The sequence below is a fragment of the Streptomyces sp. NPDC038707 genome (assembly GCF_040636485.1).
Classification (GTDB): domain Bacteria; phylum Actinomycetota; class Actinomycetes; order Streptomycetales; family Streptomycetaceae; genus Streptomyces.
The window spans coordinates 50,827-71,866 of the sequence record NZ_JBEZUP010000037.1; the positions used below are offsets into that span (position 1 = coordinate 50,827).

Annotated in this window: 17 protein-coding genes; 5 read left to right on the forward strand and 12 right to left on the reverse strand. The window is 73.5% G+C overall.

Annotated features, from left to right (window positions below; genetic code table 11):
- Positions 1 to 105: 105 nt before the first annotated feature.
- On the forward strand, positions 106 to 1,254 hold the full coding sequence (locus AB0E62_RS33380; RefSeq protein ID WP_362202448.1) for an aminoglycoside phosphotransferase family protein: 1,149 nt from the start codon (positions 106 to 108) through the stop codon (positions 1,252 to 1,254).
- Between the two features lie 244 nt (positions 1,255 to 1,498).
- The gene (locus AB0E62_RS33385; protein WP_362202451.1) at positions 1,499 to 3,493 is read left to right on the forward strand and encodes a peptidoglycan recognition family protein; all 1,995 of its coding nucleotides are present in this window, start codon (positions 1,499 to 1,501) and stop codon (positions 3,491 to 3,493) included.
- Between the two features lie 4 nt (positions 3,494 to 3,497).
- On the opposite strand, the gene AB0E62_RS33390 is transcribed toward AB0E62_RS33385, so the two are convergent.
- The 5 genes from AB0E62_RS33390 to AB0E62_RS33410 form a co-directional block, all read right to left on the reverse strand.
- Positions 3,498 to 3,995, reverse strand: a complete 498-nt coding sequence (locus tag AB0E62_RS33390; RefSeq protein ID WP_030783931.1) for a hypothetical protein — start codon at positions 3,993 to 3,995, stop codon at positions 3,498 to 3,500.
- A gap of 58 nt (positions 3,996 to 4,053) precedes the next feature.
- On the reverse strand, positions 4,054 to 5,484 hold the full coding sequence (locus AB0E62_RS33395; protein ID WP_362202454.1) for a tannase/feruloyl esterase family alpha/beta hydrolase: 1,431 nt from the start codon (positions 5,482 to 5,484) through the stop codon (positions 4,054 to 4,056).
- A gap of 140 nt (positions 5,485 to 5,624) precedes the next feature.
- Entirely contained in the window at positions 5,625 to 6,878 is a 1,254-nt protein-coding gene (locus tag AB0E62_RS33400; protein WP_362202457.1) for a PHB depolymerase family esterase, read from the reverse strand.
- A 174-nt stretch (positions 6,879 to 7,052) separates the two neighbouring features.
- Positions 7,053 to 7,976: a universal stress protein gene (locus tag AB0E62_RS33405; RefSeq protein WP_362202460.1), complete on the reverse strand. Its 924-nt coding sequence runs from the start codon at positions 7,974 to 7,976 to the stop codon at positions 7,053 to 7,055.
- A 116-nt stretch (positions 7,977 to 8,092) separates the two neighbouring features.
- Entirely contained in the window at positions 8,093 to 8,335 is a 243-nt protein-coding gene (locus AB0E62_RS33410; RefSeq protein ID WP_362202463.1) for a DUF397 domain-containing protein, read from the reverse strand.
- A 417-nt stretch (positions 8,336 to 8,752) separates the two neighbouring features.
- Here AB0E62_RS33410 and paaK point away from each other — a divergent pair, with 417 nt between their 5' ends.
- Complete coding sequence (gene paaK, locus AB0E62_RS33415) at positions 8,753 to 10,057, forward strand: phenylacetate--CoA ligase PaaK (RefSeq protein ID WP_362202466.1); 1,305 nt, start codon at positions 8,753 to 8,755, stop codon at positions 10,055 to 10,057.
- 45 nt (positions 10,058 to 10,102) lie between these two features.
- On the opposite strand, the gene AB0E62_RS33420 is transcribed toward paaK, so the two are convergent.
- Positions 10,103 to 11,335: an MFS transporter gene (locus AB0E62_RS33420; protein ID WP_362202469.1), complete on the reverse strand. Its 1,233-nt coding sequence runs from the start codon at positions 11,333 to 11,335 to the stop codon at positions 10,103 to 10,105.
- Between the two features lie 79 nt (positions 11,336 to 11,414).
- Here AB0E62_RS33420 and AB0E62_RS33425 point away from each other — a divergent pair, with 79 nt between their 5' ends.
- Complete coding sequence (locus AB0E62_RS33425) at positions 11,415 to 11,999, forward strand: ABATE domain-containing protein (protein ID WP_362202472.1); 585 nt, start codon at positions 11,415 to 11,417, stop codon at positions 11,997 to 11,999.
- Here the strand turns inward: AB0E62_RS33425 and AB0E62_RS33430 are convergent.
- Entirely contained in the window at positions 11,993 to 13,507 is a 1,515-nt protein-coding gene (locus AB0E62_RS33430) for an acyl-CoA synthetase (protein WP_362202475.1), read from the reverse strand. The two genes, AB0E62_RS33425 and AB0E62_RS33430, sit on opposite strands and share 7 nt — an antisense overlap.
- Positions 13,508 to 13,674: 167 nt before the next feature.
- Here AB0E62_RS33430 and AB0E62_RS33435 point away from each other — a divergent pair, with 167 nt between their 5' ends.
- Positions 13,675 to 15,465: a serine hydrolase gene (locus tag AB0E62_RS33435; protein WP_362202478.1), complete on the forward strand. Its 1,791-nt coding sequence runs from the start codon at positions 13,675 to 13,677 to the stop codon at positions 15,463 to 15,465.
- Here AB0E62_RS33435 and AB0E62_RS33440 read toward each other — a convergent pair.
- From AB0E62_RS33440 to AB0E62_RS33460, 5 genes are all read right to left on the reverse strand, one after another.
- Positions 15,431 to 17,038 (reverse strand): NAD(P)/FAD-dependent oxidoreductase, encoded by a 1,608-nt coding sequence (locus AB0E62_RS33440; RefSeq protein WP_362202481.1) that lies wholly within the window; start codon positions 17,036 to 17,038, stop codon positions 15,431 to 15,433. The genes AB0E62_RS33435 and AB0E62_RS33440 overlap by 35 nt on opposite strands.
- 433 nt (positions 17,039 to 17,471) lie before the next feature.
- A complete protein-coding gene (locus AB0E62_RS33445; RefSeq protein WP_362202484.1) occupies positions 17,472 to 18,143 on the reverse strand; it encodes a hypothetical protein in 672 nt (223 codons plus the stop codon).
- The gene (gene vanX / locus AB0E62_RS33450; protein ID WP_362202487.1) at positions 18,115 to 18,723 is read right to left on the reverse strand and encodes a D-Ala-D-Ala dipeptidase VanX; all 609 of its coding nucleotides are present in this window, start codon (positions 18,721 to 18,723) and stop codon (positions 18,115 to 18,117) included. Before vanX ends, AB0E62_RS33445 begins: the two co-directional genes overlap by 29 nt.
- Positions 18,720 to 19,760, reverse strand: a complete 1,041-nt coding sequence (gene vanA / locus AB0E62_RS33455) for a D-alanine--(R)-lactate ligase (RefSeq protein ID WP_362202490.1) — start codon at positions 19,758 to 19,760, stop codon at positions 18,720 to 18,722. The genes vanX and vanA overlap by 4 nt, the downstream gene beginning before the upstream one ends.
- Positions 19,748 to 20,932, reverse strand: coding sequence for a D-isomer specific 2-hydroxyacid dehydrogenase family protein (locus tag AB0E62_RS33460; RefSeq protein ID WP_362202493.1), 1,185 nt, complete (start codon positions 20,930 to 20,932; stop codon positions 19,748 to 19,750). The genes vanA and AB0E62_RS33460 overlap by 13 nt, the downstream gene beginning before the upstream one ends.
- Positions 20,933 to 21,040 lie beyond the last annotated feature (108 nt).

Here is a 21,040-nt window from a genome sequence, read left to right on the forward strand (position 1 = left end):
TACGCTCCCGAAACCACGCTCACGGGGCACACACCCGCGAGCACCGGTTCGGAGGGCGCACGTACAGGCAGGCACAGCAGGCACACGAAGGGATCTGTCTTTCCCATGTACGCAGCATCGTCCTCCGTGTCCGCCCCGGTCCGGCCGCTGCGCTCCCGCCCTGCGGGCGGCGGGCCGTACCTGGACCCGGTGGCGCGTCCCGGCGTCCCCGCACCGGGGGCGGGCCGGCCGCGGCGGGTGCCGGGCCGGCCCGGGGTCCAGCCGCTCAGCGGGCGGCTGGACCTGTCCGGCCCGCAGGGGGCGCGGCTGCGGACCGCGCTCGCCTCGGTGCAGCGGATCTGCCCCGATTTCGCGCCGGTGCAGGTGCTGCGGCAGGGCGCACGGTCGGTCCTCCTGGTCGGGACGACGGGGCGCGGGACGGCGGTCGCCAAGTGTCTCCTGGACCACTCGCCCGCCTGGGTGGAGCGGAGCCGTCAGGAAATAGCCGCATACCGCTCGTTCGTCCGGCACCGGCCGCCGGTGCGGGTGCCGAGGCTGATCGCGGCGGATCCGGACAACTGCACGCTGGTGATCGAACGGCTGCCGGGACGCCCGGTGGCGTTCCAGCGGCATCCGATGGAGGCACCGCCGCGCGCGGACATCCGGGCCGCGCTCGGCGCGATCTGCCGGGTGAACGCCTGGCGGCCCCCGGCGGGCACCTTCGACATGCCGCTGGACTACGCGGCCCGGATCTCCCGCTACCACGAGCTGGGCCTGCTCACCGACCGGGACCTGGGCGACCTGCAGAAACTGCTGCACGGCATCGCCCACGAGGTGGGCCGGCACGGCATGCTCCAGTTCAACCACGGTGACGCCCTGCTGTCCAACATCCTGCTGTCCCCGGCCGGTCCGGTGCTGGTGGACTGGGAGCACGCGGGCTGGTATCTGCCGGGCTACGACCTGGCCACGCTGTGGCTCGTCCTCGGGGACGCCGCTCCGGTGGCGCGGCGGCACATCAGCCAGCTCGCCCAGTCGGCGGGCCCGGCCTCCCGGGACGCCTTCCTGGTGAACCTGATGCTGCTGCTGACCCGGGAGATCCGTACGTACGAGACCGCCGTGCAGCGTTCGATGCAGGACGCGGCCCCGGCGGCACCGGGCGCGCTCCAGCCCGGAGCCATGGCGTCCGGCGAGGAACAGCGGCTGCTGCTGCGGCGGTTGCACGACGACTGCCAGCTGGCCCGCAGGGCGGTGCGCGCGGCCGTCGGTACGCGCTGACGGGGGGGGCGGCTCCGCGGTGCGCCCCAGCGGCGGCGCACCGCGGGCCTCCGTCCGGGCCGGGGCGGCCAGTGGTGTACGCCGGTGACGCCCCGCAGGCCCGGGCCGCGCCGCCGCGAAAATCACCCAAACCCTCCATGACATGGGAAATCCCCTCTCTGAAGGCGTTGTTGACGGATCGTCGGCAGACCGGTACCACTGACCCACCCGGCGCCGCACGTCCCGCCCTTCACTGGAGGCCGCCTTGCGAGGACCCGCCACCGCTCCCCCGGCCCCGGCCGGCCACAGACGCCCGCTGCGGACCGCCGTCCCGCTCGCCTCCGCGGCCCTGCTGCTGCCCCTGCTCGGCGCGACCCCCGCCCAGCCCGCCCCTGACTCCTCCGCGCACCGCCTGCAGCGGGCGTTCGCCACCGCGGCGGCCGACTACCACGTGCCGCAGAGCGTGCTGCTGGCCGTCTCCTACCTCCAGTCCCGCTGGGACCGGCACGGCGACGCGCCGAGCGTGACCGGCGGCTACGGCCCGATGCACCTCACCGACGCGCGCACCGCACTGGCCACCGCGGAGCACACCACCGCCGAGCACTTCGCCGGGGGCGCGGAGGACGCCCGCGGCGACACCGCCCGTGCCGCGTCGCGCCCCACGGCCGGGGCTCCGGCACCCTCGGCGGTCCCGGCCCGGCTGCGGACGCTGCCGAAGGCCGCGGAGCTGACCGGTGTCCCGGTCGCGCGGCTGCGGACGGATCCGGCGGCGAACGTGGCCGGCGGTGCCGCGCTGCTCGCCGCCGCGCAGAAGGAGCTGGGCGGTCCGGCGAGCGCCGACCCGGCCGACTGGTACGGCGCGGTGGCCCGGTTCTCCGGCGCCGACGACACGGCGACCGCCGCCGCGTACGCCGACGACGTGTACGACGTGCTGCGCACCGGCGAGGAGCGGGTCACGGACGACGGCCAGCTGGTGTCCCTGGCCGCCCGGCCGGGTCTGGCCCCCGACACCGGCGGGCTGTGGCGGGCGGGTCTGCGCACGCTGCCGGCGGACGGCACCGAGTGCCCCCGGTCGGTCTCGTGCACCTCGGTCCCGGCGCCCTACGAGGAGTTCGGGGACAACGACTACGGCAACCACGACCTGGGCGACCGCCCGGCCTCGCAGCGGATCAAGTACATCGTCATCCATGACACGGAGGGTTCCTGGGAAGGGGTCATGAACCTGATCCAGGACCCCACCTATGTGTCGTGGAACTACACGATTCGCTCGACCGATGGGTTGATCGCCCAGCATGTGCAGGCGAAGGACGTGGCCTGGCACGCGGGCAACTGGGATGTCAACTCACGGTCGATCGGCATCGAGCACGAAGGGTTCCTCGCGGCTCCGGACGCCTGGTACACGGAGGAGATGTACCGCTCCTCGGCGCGGCTGGTGCGGTACCTGGCCAGGACGTACGGCATCCCGCTGGACCGGCAGCACATCCTGGGCCACGACAACGTGCCCGGGCCGACCGCCTCCACGATCCCCGGGATGCACACGGACCCGGGCCCGTACTGGGACTGGCGGCACTACTTCCGGCTGCTGGGCCACCCGCTGCGGCGCACGGCGGGCCCGCGCTCGGGCGTGCTGACGGTCCTGCCGGACTACGACACGAACCGGCCCGTGTACACCGGCTGCACCGCCAAGGGCCTGCCGTGCCCCGAGCACGGCTCCGGCGAAGTGCGGCTGTACACCGACCACGACGAGAACGCCCCGCTGGTCAGGGACATCGGTCTGCGGACGGCCCCGACCGACGGCGTGAACGATCTGTCCTCGCGGGTCTCCACCGGCCAGCAGTACGCGGTGGCCGGCCGCTGGGGCGACTGGACGGCCATCTGGTACCTCGGGCAGAAGGCGTGGTTCCGCAACCCGGCCGGAGAGCGCACGGCGGTTCCCGCGAGGGGCCTGGTGGTGACCCCGCGCGAGGGCCTGGCGAGCGTCCCGGTGTACGGCCGTGCCTACCCGGAGAAGGCGGCCTATCCGGCGGGCGTCCCCGCCCAGTCGGTGGTACCGCTGCCCTACACGATCCCGGCCGGACAGCGGTACGTGACCGGTGACGAGGTGCCGGGCGAGTACTACTACGCGGTCACCTTCGCTCCGGACGCGCACCGGGTGGTGGTGGGCGAGGACCGGTACTACGAGATCCAGTACGGCCACCGGGTCGCGTTCGTCCGGGCCGCGGACGTGACGGTCGAGGACGGGGCCGCGGCCGGCCGGTGAGGTCTCAGCCCTGCTGGAACAGTTCCGCCGGGAGCGGCTTCAGCAGGGCGTACAGGTCGTCGGTGATGGGCCGGTCCCAGGCGGCGATGGTCACCAGGACGCCGTCGCTGCGGTCGAACTGGACGCAGGAGATCCGGCTCTCGGAGAGCTTCAGCCGCCGCACGATGAGGAGGTTGTCGCCCTGGAGCACCGGGGTGTCCTCGGTGCCGACGACGGTGACCTCCTCGTCGTTCTCCAGCGCCAGCAGCAGCTGGCCCACCTCGAAGGGGATCTCGCCCTCGGCCACGTCGCGGGCCGGGGAGCCCTCCGGGAGGTTGCCGATGATCATGGCGGGGCCGCGTCCGCCGAACAGGTCGTAGCGCAGGAAGACGCCCTGGCAGGTGCCGTCGGGGGCGGGCAGCAGGCCGGCGCCGAGATTGCCCGGCCAGTCGCCCGGGTCCATGGCCAGCACGTCGAAGTCGGGTCCGGCAGGGGTCGCGCTGCGGCGGCGGAGGAACGACATGCGGCCATGGTACGTGCCCGTGGTCCGCCGGGTGACCCGTGGGCGCCCGGCGGACCGGCTAGCGCAGCGGGCATGCGGTGAGCAGGGTGGCGGGGTCCGCGCCGGCCGGGCGGGCGACCGTGCGGCTCGCGGGCGGGCGGCCCGCCCCGGCGGTCCAGCGTTCCAGGGCGGTGAAGGCGGCGCGGTGGCAGGGCACCATGGGGCGCAGCCGGTCCGGGAAGGCGTCGGCCAGGGAGTCGGTGTGGGTGCCGCCCTCGATGCGGTAGTAGCGCAGCAGGGAGCCGCGGCCGGCCGCCTGGACCATGCGGGCGTAGACGTCGGAGTCCTGGGTGATCGGGAGCAGGACGTCGAGGGTGCCCTGGAGGGTGATCAGGGGCTTGCCGATGCGGCCGGTCAGGGCGACGCGGGCGACCGCCCGGTGGACGGCGGCCGGGCGGGCCGGGTAGGCGTAGTCGGCGTCGCAGGCGGGAGTGCCGGAGGCGCAGTAGGGGGTGCCCGCCTCGGTGGCGCCGTCGTAGCCGGGGTCGAGTTCCTCGCGGTAGAGGCGCTGGGTGAGGTCCCAGTAGACCTGGTGGTGGTAGGGCCACAGGAACTCGGAGCCGGCCGGGTAGCCGGCCCGGTGCATCGCCGCCGCGGCCTCGGCGGCCCGGGGGCCGCCGGCGGCGTAGACGGGGTAGTGGCGCAGGGCGGCCGGCAGGAAGGTGAGCGGGTGCGGGCCGTCGGCGCGCCAGAGGGTGCCCTCCCAGTCGACCCCGCCGTCGTACAGCTCCGGGTGGTGTTCCAACTGCCAGCGGACGAGGTAGCCGCCGTTGGACAGGCCGGTGGCGAGGGTGCGGGCGGGGGGCCTGCGGTAGCGCTGGGTGACGACGGTGCGGGCCGCGCGGGTGAGCTGGGTGAGGCGGGCGTTCCATTCGGCGATGGCGTCGCCGGGCCGGCGGCCGTCGCGGAAGAAGGCCGGGCCGGTGTTGCCCTTGTCGGTGGCGGCGTAGGCGTAGCCGCGGGCGAGGACCCAGTCGGCGACGGCCCGGTCATTGGCGTACTGCTCGCGGTTGCCGGGGGTGCCCGCGACGACCAGGCCGCCGTTCCAGTGGTCGGGCAGCCGGATCACGAACTGGGAGTCGTGGTGCCAGCCGTGGTTGGTGTTGGTGGTGGAGGTGTCCGGGAAGTAGCCGTCGATCTGGATGCCGGGGACGCCGGTGGGGGTGGGCAGGTCCTTGGGGGTGAGGCCCGCGTAGTCGGCCGGGTCGGTGTGGCCGGAGGCCGCGGTGCCGGCGGTGGTCAGCTCGTCCAGGCAGTCGGCGCGCTGGTGGGCGGCGCCGGGGACGCGCACCAGGGCGCGTCCGGCGCAGTGGGCGTCCGGGTTTCCGGGGCCGGCGGGTGACGCACCGGCCGGGGTGACCGGGGTGGCCAGCAGGGCGCAGACGGCGGCGAGTGAGAGGGCGCCCAGCGGGGAGCGTCGGGCACGGTGTGCTGTGCGGTGGGGAAGCATGCGGTTCCTCCGGCGGATTGGGGACGCGCTGGAGGCTAGGGGTGGTGTGGGCGGCCCGGACATGTGTGGGGCCGCCATGATGGCGGCCCTTTCGCCGGTGCCGGCCACCACGGCGGCCAGGGAGGGCCGCTGACGTACGGTCAGGGGCAGCCGCTGTCGGCGAGGGCGAAGTAACCCGTGGGTGACTCCTTCAGGGTGTGGGTGACGAACGTGTTGTACAGGCCCATGTTCTGGCCGGAGCCGACGGCGTAGGCGTAGCCACCGGTGGTGGTGGCCCGTCCCGCCTGGACGTGGGCGTAGTTGCTCGCCGTCCAGCAGGCGGCGGGGCCGGGGTCGCCCGGGTCCGGATCGCCCGGGGCGGTGGTGTCCAGGCCGAAGAAGCGGGCGATCCAGCGGCTGGAGCAGAGGGAGTCGAGGAAGTACGGGGCGCCGGTGCCACCGCACTGCTCGGCGCCGGTGCCGGGGTCGACCGGGGTGCCGTGGCCGATGCCGGGCACCCGGTCGACCTCGACGGCCACGGTGCCGTCGGCGGCCAGGTACTGGTCCTGCCGGGTGGCGTCCGGTCCGATGTCCGCGCTCCGGGTGGGTGTCTGGGACAGGCCGTGCAGGGCGGTCCACTGGTCGCGCAGTTCGGTGGCGTTGCGCGGGACGACGGTGGTGTCCCGGTCGCCGTACCAGATGGCCGTGCGCGGCCAGGGCCCGGTGTACGAGGGGTAGGCGTCGCGCACCCGCTGGGCCCAGTCGGCGGGGCTGCGGTCGACGCCGGGGTTCATGCAGGTGTAGGGGCTGGTCTCCCGGGTGCAGTCGTAGGGCAGCCCGGCGACGACCGCGCCCGCGGAGAAGACGTCGGGGTAGGCGGCGAGCAGGACCGCGGTCATGGCGCCGCCGGCGGACAGGCCGGTGACGTGGACGCGGCCCGGGTCGGCGCCGTAGGCGGTGACGGCGTGGCCCACCATCTGCCGGACGGACAGGGCCTCGCCCTGGCCGCGCCGGTTGTCGCCGGACTGGAACCAGTTGAAGCACTTGTTCACGTTGTTGGCGGTGCCGGTCTCGGCGAACACCAGCAGGAAGCCGTCCTCGTCGGCGAGCCGGGGCAGCCCGGAGTTGTCGGCGTAGACCTGGGCGTTCTGGGTGCAGCCGTGCAGGGCCACCACCACCGCGGGGTGGGCCGGCAGGGTGACGGGCCGGTACACGTACATGGTGAGGGCACCCGGGTTGGACCCGAAGTCGCTCACCCTGGTGAGGGTGACGGCGGCGCGGGCCTGGGGTGCGGGGGCGGCGATCGCGGTGCCGAGGACGACGGCGAGGACGGCGAGCAGGCGGGGCAGGAAGCGGGGCAGCAGCCGGGCGCGCGGCCGCGTTCCGGGGGTTCCGCGCAGCGGGGGCAGGGGCATGGCGGCTCCTTCACTGGACTCACGGGCCCCGGCCGCTCCCGCGCGGGTGGTGCCGGGAGCGGTGGGGGTGGCGGAACCGTAGGTGGGGGTGTGTCCGGACACCATGGAGTCGCGCCCCACAGCCGGCGACGCGTCAGTCGGCCCGGGAGGGATTGCGGAGCGCCGTGCGGTCTGCTAAGGCGCCGTTTCCCGGTCCTGTTCCGGGTGCGGGGCCGGCGGTACCACCGCGACGGGGCTCGCGGTGTGCAGCAGTACGGCCTGGGTGACCGAGCCCATCATGCGGGCCGGGGCGAGGAGCCGCCGCCGGTGGCGGCCGACGACCACCAGGTCGGCGTCCTTGGAGGCGGCGACCAGGTGGCCGGCCGCGTCGCCGGGCAACGCTTCGGCGGTGGCGCGGACTTCGGGGTGCCGCTCGCGGTGGGGGGCCAGGAAGCCGTCGGCGAGGGCGCGGGTCTCCTCCGCCACGGCGTCCTGGTCGACCGGGGGCGGCATCGGCTGGCCGGGCGCGGACCAGGCCTGCGCCGGCCACGGGTAGGCGGCGATCACCTGGAGCCGGGCGTGGCGCAGGGCGGCCTCGGTGAAGGCGAAGCCGAGGACGGTGTCGTCGGGGCCGTCGGCGTGCAGTCCGACGACCACCCGGGGCCCGGGTGCGGCCGGCCCCTCGCCGTGCACCTCGCGGCCGGGTGGGGGCACGACGACCACGGGGCAGCGGGCGTCCCGGGCGGCGGCGAGGCCGTTGGAGCCGAGCAGCAGGCTGGCGAAGCCGCCGCGGCCCCGGGAGCCGAGCACCAGCAGCTGGGCGTCGTCGCCCAGTTCGGGCAGGACGGCGCCGGGGACGCCGTCCAGGGCGACGTACTCCACGGCCGGATTCCCGGGGTGGTCCCCGAGCCGGGTGCGCACCTCGTCGAGCACCGGGTCGTCCTCGGTGTCGGGCGGTCCGGCGACCAGTACCCCGGCCTGGCCCCAGGCGGCGTACTGCCGTACGTGCACCACGCGCAGCGGTGCCGCGCGGCGGCGGGCGGCGTCCAGGGCCCAGTCCAGGGCGCGCAGGCTGTCCGCGGATCCGTCGACCGCGGCGATGACCGGCGCAGTGTTCATCCCTCTCACCTCCGGAACACGACCTTCCCCTTGCTGGGGCCAGCCTGGCTCAGGTCCGGCCCCGGACGGGGCGCTGCCGGTCACGTGTCCGGAAATCCGGGCTCGACACCCCCGGTTCAGGTGAGATCGAACTCGCCTTCACGCGCGCCGGAGACGAAGGCACCCCATTCCGCGGGGGTGAAGATCAGCGACGGACTCTCCGGCCGGCCACTGTTGCGCATCGCGATGAAGCCCTCGACGAAGGCGATCTGGACATCGCCCAGCCCTCGGCTGCTGGACTGCCAGTCGGCCTTGCTGAGGTCCAGTTCCGGCTTGTCCCAGCCTGTGAGCGGCTGCCGCTGGGTGGTGCTCTCGGCCACGTCCGTGCTCCTCCCGGTTCGTCGTCCGCGGGTCAGCCTAGCGACCGGCCGCTACGGCGGACAGGGCATACGGGCGCGATCTTCCCGGTGACGCGCCGGTCGTGCCCGGCCGGGTCGTGCCGGAGGGGCCGGGAGCCGACGAGCCATATGCGGCCGGGGTCCCCAGGGCGTGGGTTTCCGACTGTTTTTCGAAGGCGAGGGCGAGGCTCCCGCCGTGGACGCGGGCGGTGATCAGGCGCTGGGCGCGGGCCGGGAAGGTCCGGAACGCATGGTCCGCCGCCGGGCCGGTCCGCCTCGCGCCGGGAAAATTCCGCCGCACTCTTGCCCGGAGGCCGGGTGGCCTGAATTACTGGCCCCAGCGACAACGACCGAATGATCGGTCGTCCGGAATGTGCGGTCGGCCAGGGAGACGTACCGATGACGGATGTGGCGGATCTGTTCGACGCGGGCGAGCGGCTCGGGGCGAAGGAGTTGCGGGCACTCCAACTGGAGCGGCTGCGCGCCTCGCTGCGGCACGCGTACGAGCACGTGCCGTTCTACCGGGAGTCCTTCGACAAGGCCGGCGTCCGCCCGGAGGACTGCCGCACACTCGCCGACCTCGCACGCTTCCCGTTCACCACCAAGGCCGACCTGCGGGCGAACTATCCGTACGGCATGTTCGCCGTCCCCCGGGAGAGGCTCCGCCGGCTGCACGCCTCCAGCGGCACCACGGGCCGGCCCACGGTGGTCGGCTACACCGACCGCGACCTGTCCCTGTGGGCCGACCTGGTGGCGCGGTCGATCCGGGCGGCGGGCGGGCGGCCCGGTGACGTCGTCCATGTGGCCTACGGCTATGGGCTGTTCACCGGTGGCCTGGGCGCCCACTATGGTGCCGAGCGCCTGGGCTGTACGGTCGTCCCCGCGTCCGGGGGCATGACGGCCCGGCAGGTGCGGCTGATCCTGGATCTGGAACCGTCGGTCATCATGGTGACCCCGTCCTACATGCTGACCCTGCTGGACGAGTTCGAGCGGCAGGGCGTGGATCCGCGCGGCACGTCGCTGCGGGTGGGCGTGTTCGGGGCCGAGCCGTGGACCGAGCCGATGCGGCGGGAGATCGAGGAGCGGTTCGCGATCGACGCCGTCGACATCTACGGGCTGTCCGAGGTGATCGGTCCCGGTGTCGCCCAGGAGTGCGCGGAGACCAAGGACGGGCTCCATGTGTGGGAGGACCACTTCTACCCGGAGATCGTGGACCCGGTCACGGGGGAGGTGCTGCCGGAGGGCGAGCGGGGTGAGCTGGTGTTCACCTCGCTGACCAAGGAGGCCATGCCGGTCGTCCGGTACCGGACGCGTGACCTGACCCGGCTGCTGCCGGGCACGGCCCGGGTGTTCCGGCGGATGGAGCGGATCACCGGGCGCAGTGACGACATGGTGATCCTGCGCGGGGTGAACCTCTTCCCGACCCAGATCGAGGAGATCGTGCTGCGCACGCCCGGGGTGGCGCCGCACTTCCAGCTGCGGCTGACCCGCGAGGGCCGCCTCGACGCGCTGACCGTCCGGGCCGAGGCGCGCCCGGACGCGTCGCCGGAGGTGCGGGAGGCGGCGGCCCGGGCCGTCGCCACGGCGATCAAGGACGGCATCGGGGTGTCGGCCGCCGTGGAGATCGTGGAACCGGAGTCGCTGGAGCGCTCGGTGGGCAAGATCCGCCGGATCGTGGACCTGCGGCCCCGGGACGGGGAATAGGAAGGGCCGGCGCGCAGCGGGTGTGCGCCGCGGATCCAGCCGTCCTCAGGGCACCTTGCTCGGCGTCACCGCGCTCTCGGCCGGTGCGGCCGGCACCCGCGGCCGGGTCAGGTGCCGGGTGAGCGCGATCACGGCCGTCAGGGCGACCAGCCCCGAAACCCCCGGCCAGCCCAGTCCGCCGTACGCCCGTACCCCGAGCCAGGATCCGGCGCTGCCGCCGAGGAACGCGCAGGTCATGTAGGCGGTGTTGACGCGGGCGCGGGCGTTTGGCCGGAGGGCGAAGTTGCGGGCCTGGTTGGCGACCTGGCCGCCCTGCACGGCCACGTCCAGGAGCAGCATGCCGCCGGCCAGCACGACCAGCCCGGCGGTGCCGCCCGTGCCGCCGAGGACCAGCACCCCCGCCGAGCCGATCGCCCCGAGCAGGCACCACAGGCTCACCGCGTCCGGTCCACGGCGGTCCGCCGCGCGTCCGGCCAGGGGCGTGCAGAACATGCTCGCGGCACCCACGAGTCCGAGCACGCCCACGGTCTGGGCACCCATGTCGTACGTCGGCCCGGTCACCAGGAGGGTGAGCGCGGTCCAGGCGGCGCTGAAGCCGGCGAAGACGGTCGCCTGGTAGAGGCAGGAGCGGCGCAGGTCGGGTTCTTCGCGCAGCAGGCGCAGCGGGGCGGATATGAGTGCGGGATACGGCTGCCGGGACGTGGGTGTGGTGTCCGGCACCACCCGGGCGAGCAGCAGGGCGAGGGCGAGGATGAGGGCCGCGGCGGTGAGGTAGGGGGCGCGCCAGCCCAGCCATTCGCCGAGGGTGCCGCTGAAGGTGCGGGCCAGCAGGATGCCGCCGATGAGTCCGCTGAGCAGGGTGCCGGTGACGGCGCCGCGCCGTTCGGCGGGCACGAGTCCGGCGGTCATGGGGATGATGATCTGCGGGACGACCGTGGTGACGCCGGTGGCGGCGCTCGCGGCGACGAGGACGGGCAGGGTCGGCGCGGCTCCGGCGAGGAGCAGGCCGGCCGCGGTCAGGGCGAGCAGGGTGACGATCAGCCGGCGGTGCGGCAGCCGGTCGCCGAGCGGGACCAGCAGGAAGACGCCGCCCGCGTAACCGAACTGGGCCGCGGTCACCACGAGGGCCGCCTCGCCCGCCGACACGTGCAGGTCGGCGGCGATCAGCGCGCTGATGGCCTGCGGGAAGTAGATGGTGGCGACGCTCACGCCGCAGGCGAGCGCCAGCACGAGGATCACCCGGCGCGGCGGGGTGGGCGGTGCGGGGGACGCGGACACGCGGACACCTCTTCGGGAACCGGTTCGAACGGTTCCCGCACGGTACCAGTCAAACCGGTTCCCCTTGTAGGGTGAGGGGGTGCCGACGACCATCCGCTTCCGCCAGGGCGCGGGACGCCTGTGCCTGGACTTCGCCCGGACGCTGCGCTACCGGGGCACGGCCGAGGCCGTGGAGGAGCTGTCCGACGCCGGGGCGCTGGCCGCCTGGGTACGGCAGTTGGGCCCCTGCCCGGCCGAAGCCGGTGACGCGACGGACGGCCTGGTGCGTGCGGCGCGGGAGCTGCGCGAGGAGATCCACCGGCTGATCGGCGCGGCCCGCACCGGCGGCATGCCGGACGCGCGGACGCGCGCCCTGGTCAACGAGGCCGCGGCCCACCCCGTGCCCGTCCCCGCGCTGACCGCTTCGGGCCGGCTGGCCTGGCACGCCGGGGATCCGGTGCGCGCCACGCTGGCCCTCGTCGCCCGGGACGCGCTGGAGCTGGTCACCTCCCCGGCCGTGGACCGGGTGCGTGACTGCGCGGGGGCCGCGTGCGGGGCGCTGTTCCTGGACACCTCGCGGCCGGGCACCCGGCGCTGGTGCTCGATGGACACCTGCGGCAACCGCGCGAAGAAGGCGGCCCTGCGCCGCCGGGCCGCCGGCCGGCCGGGGTCACCTGTTCAGTGACCGGAGGCCGGGACGCCGCGGAACCGTTCGCGCAGTTCGCGCTTGAGGATCTTGCCGCTGGCGTTGCGTGGCAGCTCGGGGACGAACACGACCCGTTTGGGCGCCTTGAACGGGGCGATCCTGTCCTTCACATGGGCGATGAGCTGACCCTCCGTCACCTCGGCACGCGGGACGACGACCGCTGTGACGGCCTCGATCCACCGTTCGTCGGGCAGGCCGATGACGGCGGCCTCGGCGACCGCCTCGTGGGTGTAGAGCGCGTCCTCGACCTGGCGTGAAGCCACCAGGACACCACCGGAGTTGATGACGTCCTTCACCCGGTCCACGATGGTGAGGTACCCCTCGGCGTCGCGCACCGCGAGGTCCCCGGAGTGGAACCAGCCGCCGCGGAACGCCTCGGCGGTCTCCTCGGGCCGGTCCCAGTAGCCCTCGCACAACTGCGGGGAGCGGTAGATGACTTCGCCGGGCACCCCGGCGGGGACGTCCTCGCCGTCCGCGTCCACCACCCGCGCGTCGACGAACAGGACGGGGCGTCCGCAGGATTCCGGTCGCGCGTCGTGCTCGTCCGGGCCGAGGACCGTGGCCAGCGGGCCGATCTCGCTCTGGCCGAAGCAGTTGTAGAAGGCGAGGTGCGGCAGGCGCTCGCGCAGGCGCCGCAGCACCGGGACCGGCATGACCGACGCGCCGTAGTAGGCCTTGCGCAGCCCGGACAGGTCCCGGTCGGCGAAGTCCGGGCGGCCCGCCAGGGCGATCCAGACCGTCGGCGGGGCGAACAGGCTGTCCACCCGGCCGGCTTCGATCAGGTCGAACAGCCGGTCCCCGTCGGGCGCGTCCAGGATGAGGTTCGTCGCGCCGACCGCCAGGTAGGGCAGCAGGAACACATGCGTCTGCGCGGAGTGGTACAGCGGCAGCGCGTGCACCGGCCGGTCGCCGGCCCGCAGGTCGAGGGCGGTGATGGCGCTCAGGTAGGCGTGCACCAGGGCGCGGTGGGTCATCATCGCGCCCTTGGGCAGGGCGGTGGTGCCGGAGGTGTACAGCAGCTGCGCCAGGTCCTCGGAGCCGGGTTCGGGGCCGTCGTACGGTGGTGCCCCGGGGAGCCGGGCGAGCAGCGAGTCGCCGGTGTCGCGCAGCGGCAGCGTCCGTGTGCCGTCCGGGAGCCGCCCGGCGAGGCCGGGGTCGGCGAGGACGAGGGTGCTGCCGGACTGGCCGAGGACATAGGCCAGGTCGTCGCCGGTGAGATGGTGGTTGACCGGCACATGGACCAGGCCCGCGCGGGCGCAGGCGAGGAAGGCGATCAGATAGGCGTCGGAGTTGTGGCCGTATGCGGCGACCCGGTCGCCGGGCGCGCGCCCGTCGGCGCGCAGCAGCGAGGCCGCACGGGAGACGGCGTCGTCCAGTTCCTCGTAGGTCCACACCCGGTCGCCGTACTCGACGGCGATCCGCGCCGGGGTGCGCCGGGCGCTGCGCCGCAGCACTCCGTCGACCGTGCTGCCCTGTCCCTGCGTCATGCCTCAGGATCCTCGGCATGCCACCGGGGGCGGGTCAAGCACCCGGGCGTGCGGAACTTCCGGCACCCGCGGCCTCGCGCCCCGTTGACACGCCCCTGGCCCGACAGGAAGGTTTCACGGTGCGGGGTGGGTCCGGAACGATGCTCTCAGGCGGGAGGCCGCGGACGATGACGGACGACCTGGCAGGCACAGGAGCGGGCGGGCCGTCCCGTCGGCGGCTCGTCGTGGGCTCCCTGGCCGCGGGCGGTGTCCTGGCCCTCGGCGGGTTCCCGGCGGGACCGGCCGCCGCCGCGCCCGCCGTGTCCGGCCGCCGCACCACCCTGCGCCACGGCTCCCCCGAACGCGCGGGACTGCTGCCCGCACAGGTGCGGCAACTCGTCACGGACGCCGAGGCGTTCCTCTCCCCCTCCCCCCGGCACCCGTGGTACGCGGGCGCCGTGCTGCTCGCCGGGCGCGGCGGCACGGTGGCCCTGCACGAGCCGATCGGCATGGCGGTGCGCTACTGCGCGTACGACGAGAAGACCGACACGGGCGTCGAGCTGCCACCCGAGCGGCAACTCCCGATGACCCGGGACACCGTGTTCGACCTGGCCTCGGTCTCCAAGCTGTTCACCTCGCTCCTCGCCGTGCAGCAGATCGAGCGGGGCGCGCTGGACCTGGAGGGCGCGGTCGCCGCGTACCTGCCGGACTTCGGCCGCGCCGGCAAGCAGGAGGTGACCGTCCGTCAACTGCTCACGCACACCTCGGGGCTGCGGGCGTGGCTGCCGCTGTACACGGCGCCGACGTACGAGGAGAAGCTGCGGCTCGTCTGGAACGAGGCCCCCGTCAGCCCGCCGGGCTCCGCGTACCTGTACTCGGACCTGAACCTGATCACCCTGGGGCTGGTCCTGGAGACGGTCACCGGGCGTCCGCTGGACGTGCTGCTGCACGAGGAGATCACCGGTCCGCTCGGCCTGGACGGGACCCGCTACCGCCCGCCCGCGTCCTGGAAGCCGCGGATCGCGGCCACCGAGGACGCCCGCCCGCCCTGGTCCGGGCTGGACCGCGGGCTGGTGTGGGGCGAGGTGCACGACGAGAACGCGTACGCGCTGGGCGGTGTCGCGGGCCACGCCGGGGTGTTCTCCCGCGCCTGGGACCTCGCGGTCCTCGGCCGGGCCCTGCTCAACGGCGGCCGCTACGGCCCGAGCCGCATCCTGCGGCCGGAGTCGGTGGACCTGATGTTCACCGACTTCAACACGGCCTTCCCCGGCGACGCGCACGGCCTCGGCTTCGAGCTGTACCAGCACTGGTACATGGGGGCGATGGCCACCCCGCGCACGGCCGGCCACACCGGTTTCACCGGCACCTCGCTCGTGCTGGACCCCTCGACCGACTCGTTCCTGGTGGTGCTCGGCAACTCCGTGCATCCGGTGCGCACCTGGCGTTCCGGTTCCGCGCCCCGGGTGGCGGCGGGCGACCGGCTGGCCCGCGCGGTGCCGGTCCGCCCGGCGCGGGGCCGTACGGCCTGGTTCTCGGGGATGGCGAACGCCACTGTGGCCACGCTCACGCTTCCCGAGCTGGACACCTCCCCGGGTGCGGCCCGGTTGCGCTGTGCCCTGTGGTGGGACACCGAACCCGGCACCGATCAGGTGGTGCTGGAGGCCAGCACGGACGGCGGCGCCACCTGGCGACCGGTGCCCTTCACCACCACCCGGCGCGGCACCGGTCCCGAGGACCACCCCACGGGGACGGTGTCCGGCTGGTCGGGCCGTGTCTGGCACCGGGTGGCCGCGGAACTGCCGGCCGGGGCGCGCCTGGTGCTGCGCTGGCGGTACGGCACCGACACGCGGTACGTGGGACGGGGCGCGTACGTGGACGCGCTGCGCGTCGAGTCGGACGGTGCGGTGCTGTTCGACGGGGCGCGGCCCGCGGACGCGGCACGGATCACGGCGGTGGGCTGGCAGCGCTCGGCCGGCTGAGCCGGGCACGGCCGCCGCGTTCCAGTACCGCCATCGCGGCGTTGTGCCCCGGCACCCCGCTCACCCCGCCGCCGCGCACCGCGCCCGCCCCGCACAGCAGGACGTTGGCGTGCCGGGTCTCCACGCCCCAACGGCCCGTTTCCCGCTGGGCGTAGGGCCAGGACAGGGCCCCGTGGAAGATGTGGCCGCCGGGCAGCCGCAGGTCCCGTTCGAGGTCCAGCGGGGTCTTCGCCTCGATACAGGGGCGGCCGTCGGCGTCGGTGGCCAGGCAGTCGGCGAGCGGCTCGGCGAGATGGGCGTCGAGCTGGGCGAGGGTGGCCGCCAGCAGTTCCTCGCGTACGGCGTCGTTGTCCCGGTCGAAGAGGCGGGCCGGGGTGTGCAGGCCGAACAGGGTGAGGGTGTGGCAGCCGCGCTCGGCGAGGCGGGGGCCGAGGACGGTGGGGTCGGTCAGGGAGTGGCAGTAGATCTCCGACGGCGGGGCGGCCGGGATCCGGCCGGCGGCGGCCTCGGCGTGGGCGGTGGCCAGTTGCCGGTAGCCCTCGGCGATGTGGAAGGTGCCGGCGAACGCCTCGCGGGGGTCGGTGCGGGCGTCGCGCAGCCGGGGCAGCCGGGTGAGCAGCATGTTCACCTTGAGCTGGGCGCCTTCCGCGGGCTCGGGCGCCACGTCGCCGGTGAGGGCGGCCAGTGCGTGCGGGGAGGCGCCCACCAGGACGTGCCGGGCGGCGGCGGTGCCCTCGCCGTCGGCCGTGCGGTAGGTGACCTCGGCGGTGTGTCCGTCGGTGTCGATCCGGACCGCCTCGTGCCCGGTGGCGATGCGCGCCCCCGCCGAGCGGGCCGCGGCGGCCAGCGCGTCGGTCAGCGCGCCCATGCCGCCGACGGGCACGTCCCAGGCGCCGGTGCCGCCGCCGATGACGTGGTACAGGAAGCAGCGGTTCTGGACCAGCGTGGGGTCGTGGGCGTCGGCGAAGGTGCCGATGAGCGCGTCGGTGAGGACGATGCCGCGTACCAGGTCGTCGGCGAACGCCTCCTCGATGGCGACACCGACCGGCTCCTCGAACAGGGCCCGCCAGGCCGCCTCGTCGTCGATGCGGCGGCGCAACTCCTCCCGGCCGGGCAGCGGTTCGGTGAGCGTGGGGAAGACGCGCCGGGCGACGTGGCCGGTCATGGCGTAGAAGCGCCGCCAGGCGGTGTACTCGCGGTCGCCGCCGGTCAGCCGGGCGAACGCCTCCCGGGTACGTTCCTCACCGCCGCCGACCAGGAGCCCGGTGGACCGGCCCGCCCGCTCCACCGGGGTGTACGAGGAGATGGTGCGCGGACGGATCCGGAAGTCCAGGCCCAGGTCGCGCACGATCTTCCGCGGCAGCAGGCTGACCAGGTAGGAGTACCGGGACAGCCGGGCGTCGACGCCGCTGAACGGGCGGGCGGAGACCGCGGCGCCACCGGAGCGGTCCAGCCGTTCCAGTACCAGCACGGAGCGGCCGGCCCGGGCCAGGTAGGCGGCGGCGACCAGGCCGTTGTGGCCACCGCCGACGATCACGGTGTCGTAGGCGCGGGTCGGCTCGTTCGCGGACATGGTCCTTCGTAGCACGCCCTGATCCACGACGGCCAGAGCGGGACCGGCCCCGGATCGCGCCGGCGGCTCCCGGCCGGGCCTCCGGCGGCTCCCGGCCGGCCCCGCGCCGGCACCGGCCGCGAGCGCGTCCGGCGCACCTGTTCGAAAGCAGGCGGCCGGTTCCGCGCGGCTCGCCGGCACGGTCTCCGGGGCGGGGCCCCGCCGGCCGGGCGCCGGCCCGGCGTTCGGCCGTCCACCGGTCGGCCCGGGCGCCGGTGAGCGGGAGGCCCGAGCGGCACGGGACATGCGGAGCGGGGCCGGCCCCCGCGCGGTGCACCCGCGGCAGCGGCGCGGCTCGTCGAGGCCTGCCGGGCCTCGTCCGCGCCGGGTGCGGCCGGCTCGCGGACCGCGCTTGCCCGCCCGCGCCTCCGCGGGCGCGCCGGGTCGCCTCGCCTCACGGTGGCGCGCCGACCAGGATCCCTCGTCCTGCGTGGAAGCGCTCGAAGACGTGCAGGGGCAGCGCGGCGGAGGCCGCGTTGTGGGAGTAGCCCGACGGATCATGGAACCGCACCGTCCCGCCGTGGACCTCGTGAACCAGCACGAGATGCCCTCCCCGTCGCGGTTCGCGGGTGCTCGGGTCGCGAATCTCGGGAGACACCGAAGCGATCAGGACTCGCCCGGGGCGCACCGCCCGGGCGGATTCCTGGATCGGCGTGTTCTCGACCAGTCGGCAGGCGAATCCGAATTGCGAGCCGACCCAGTCCATGAACGGCCTGTAGATCAGTCCTCGGACCTTGCCCGGGGGTTCCACCACGTAGCACCCCCAGTCGAGGGCCTGCGAGAGGAGTTCGCGCATCGGCAGCCGGATGTCCGTCCAGCCATAAAGCAGGGACTGCAGACATGCCAAGCCGCAGACTTTCCGGGACCAGAAGAGGTACTCCTCGCACGAGCGGTATCCGTCGGAGGCCCAGTCGTGCGGGTGCGACGGATCGATGCGCCCCAGGAAGACGTCGAGCCTCGATGCGGCGGCACGCCGTATGACGACCTCGTCGTTCCTGTCCAGGCTTCCCCATTGCGAGACGTAAGGGAGGCTTCGGTCATGTGACGGGAAAGTCGAAATAAACATCTGGATAGGGCTCGCTTTTCAGCGTGTAGTGCCACCACTCACGGGTGTAGCGAACGAATCCGCATTTCTCCATGATGGAGCAGAGATGCTCGCGGTTTTTCGCTTCGGCGGGCGTTGTTCCGCTTGCTCCGTGATGTGAGATCGGGTCCATGAGGTCATGGCCGCCGCCCATGCGGACGTCTTCTCCGGTGGCGAGGCTGTAGAGGGTCAAGTCGACGGCGCTGCCGCGGCTGTGCCCTGACCTGGCGGCCACGTATCCCTTGCCGAAGAGTTCGGACCTGTCGATACGGGGGTAGTGGCGCTGCTTCGTCCGGCCGTCCTCCGGCTGTTCCGACCAGCGCCGGAAGCAGTCGACGGCGCGTTGCGGCCGGTATCCGTCCCAGACGAGCAGACCGAAGCCGAGGGGCGCGGCTTCTTCGCGCGCGTGCCCCAGGGCCGTGCACAAAGCTCTCGTGCCGATTATCCGGTTCGCCAGATATCCGTCAACCGGCTTTCCGGTGAAGTTGTCCGGGGTGGCGTACTTGGCATCCCACCGGATTCCGGGCACCAGCTCGTCCAGGTACACGAAGTCGTCGTTCATCGCATTCTTCGGTGCAGTGTCAGCGACACGAGCCGGTCGATCACCTCGGAAAGCGGCAGGCCCGCGGCGGCCATCATGCGGGGGTAGCGGCTGTAGGAGGTCATGCCTGGGAGGGTGTTGACCTCGTTGAGGACCACCTGGCCGTCGTCCTTGAGGAACATGTCCACGCGGGCGAGTCCCTGGCAGCCCAGCGCGCGGTAGACGGTCCTGGCGCTCTCCTGGACGAGCCGGCGCGCTTCTTCGGAGATGTCGGCGGGAACGATGAACGTCGAGTTCTCCGAACCGGTCTCGGGCGAGTCCTCCTGGTGGATCCTGAAGAACCCGTGCGAGAGGGCTACGCGGTCCACCTCGCCCGTGATCGGGCCGGACGGTTCCCCCAGGAGCGCGCAGCCGATCTCGCTCCCGGCCACGGCCTCCTCGATCAGGACCTTCGAGTCGTACCGCCGTGCGGCCTCCAGCGCACTCGGCAGGTCCTCCTCTCCCGCGACTTTGCTGACGCCGAACGACGAGCCCGAACGGGCCGGCTTCACGAAGACGGGATAAGGAAGCCGGCCGGCGTCGACCTTCTCGTCCGCCGCGACCACCCAGAAATCCGGCGTGGCGATTCCCGCGCTCCTCGCGATGGTGTAGGTCAGGGATTTGTCCATGCAGAGGGCGGAGCTCTGGATGTCGCAGCCGGCATAGGGGATGCCGGAGAGTTCCAGCAGTCCCTGGATCGCCCCGTCCTCGCCGAGCGTGCCGTGCAGGACGGGCAGCACCAGGTCCAGACGGATCACTTCGCATCGTCCCTGTTCCAGCACGAGCAGTCCGTGGACGCTTCGGTCGGGCGACAGCACGGCCGCACGGGCGCCGCCGTTCTCCCAGTCCGCGTCGGGCGATGCGCAGAGCTTCCAGGAACCGGACCGCGTGATGCCGATCCAGTACGGCTCGTAGGCATCGGTATCGAGGTTCTTCGCGACCTCCTGGGCGGACTTGACGGAGACGGGGTGTTCTTCGGAAGATCCCCCGAAGACGATGCCTATCTTCAGCCTTTCCATATTTTTCCGCTTTCGTAGTCGAGGCAGTTGACGAGGGTGTTCCTGACGGTGTCGCTCAGCGCGCGGTCGGTGTAATACGCCGTGTGGGGGCTGATGAACACATTCGGCAGCTCCTGCAGTCGCAGCAGCGAGCGGTTCCCGATGGGCTTGTTCCGGCAGTCGGTGTAGAAGATTCCTTCCTCGCCGTCGAGGACGTCCAGCGCCGCGCCGCCCAACCTGCCGCTTTCCAGTGCGGACAGCAGGGCTTCGGTGTCGATGAGCGGCCCCCGTCCGGTGTTGACGATGAACGCGCCGCGTTTCATCCGCTCGATGCGCCGGCGGTCGACGAGGTGGCGGGTTTCCGCGGTGAGCGGGGTGTGCAGCGTGACGATGTCGCTGTGCCGGAACAGCTCGTCGATCGGCGTGTGACCCGCCGCGGGGCCGGGGTGACCGCCGTGGGCGAGCACGCGGCAGCCGAAGCCGCGCAGCCGGTCGATGACCGCGGTGCCGATGCGCCCCGTGCCGACCACTCCGACCGTCAGGTCGCGCAGCTCTCTGCCGCGTGTCTCACTCAGCCGGTAGTCGTGGGCGTCGGTGCGGCGGACGGTGGCCTTCGCGTGGCGCACGGCCATCAGCATCAGCATCAACGTGTAGTCGGCAACGCTGTCGGGGGAATACGCCACGTTCCCGACGGAGATACCGACGCTCTGCGCGTAGCTCACGTCGATGTGGTCGCGCCCGACGCTTCGCGTGGAGAGGTACTCCACACCGGCCCGGCTCAGTGCGGTGAGCGTGGCACGGGTGACGCGCGTCTTGTGGCCGATGCTGACGCACCGGTTCCCGGCCGCCAGGCCGACGGTGGCTTCGGACACCGCTTCCTCCGTGAGGGTCGGCACCACGCCGAAGCGAGGTGCCATCTCCCGGAAGAGGAGGGCCTCATCATGCTCGCATCCATAGACCGTGATTCCCGTCGCCGGGACGGCCCGTGAGGACGACGCCGGTGCTCGGGTGCGGCGCACCGCCGCTCGTGTCGGACCACTGGAACTCATGTCTTCCAGACAAGAGAGCGTGCCGTTGCCGAAGCGTATGTGTTTTCCGATACGCCGACGACAGGCCGGCCGCCCCGAGCCCGCGACGATGCCCGTCCTGCCCTTCGAGGACGAGTGCCACCCCCGCAGGGGGGCCGGCACCATGTCGTCGGCGTATCGGAAACCGCATACGCCCCGGCGACATCACGCTCTCTTGACTGGAGGGCATGAGTACCAGCGAACCAGCCCCTGCCCTCCTCCACTCCGCCGGCC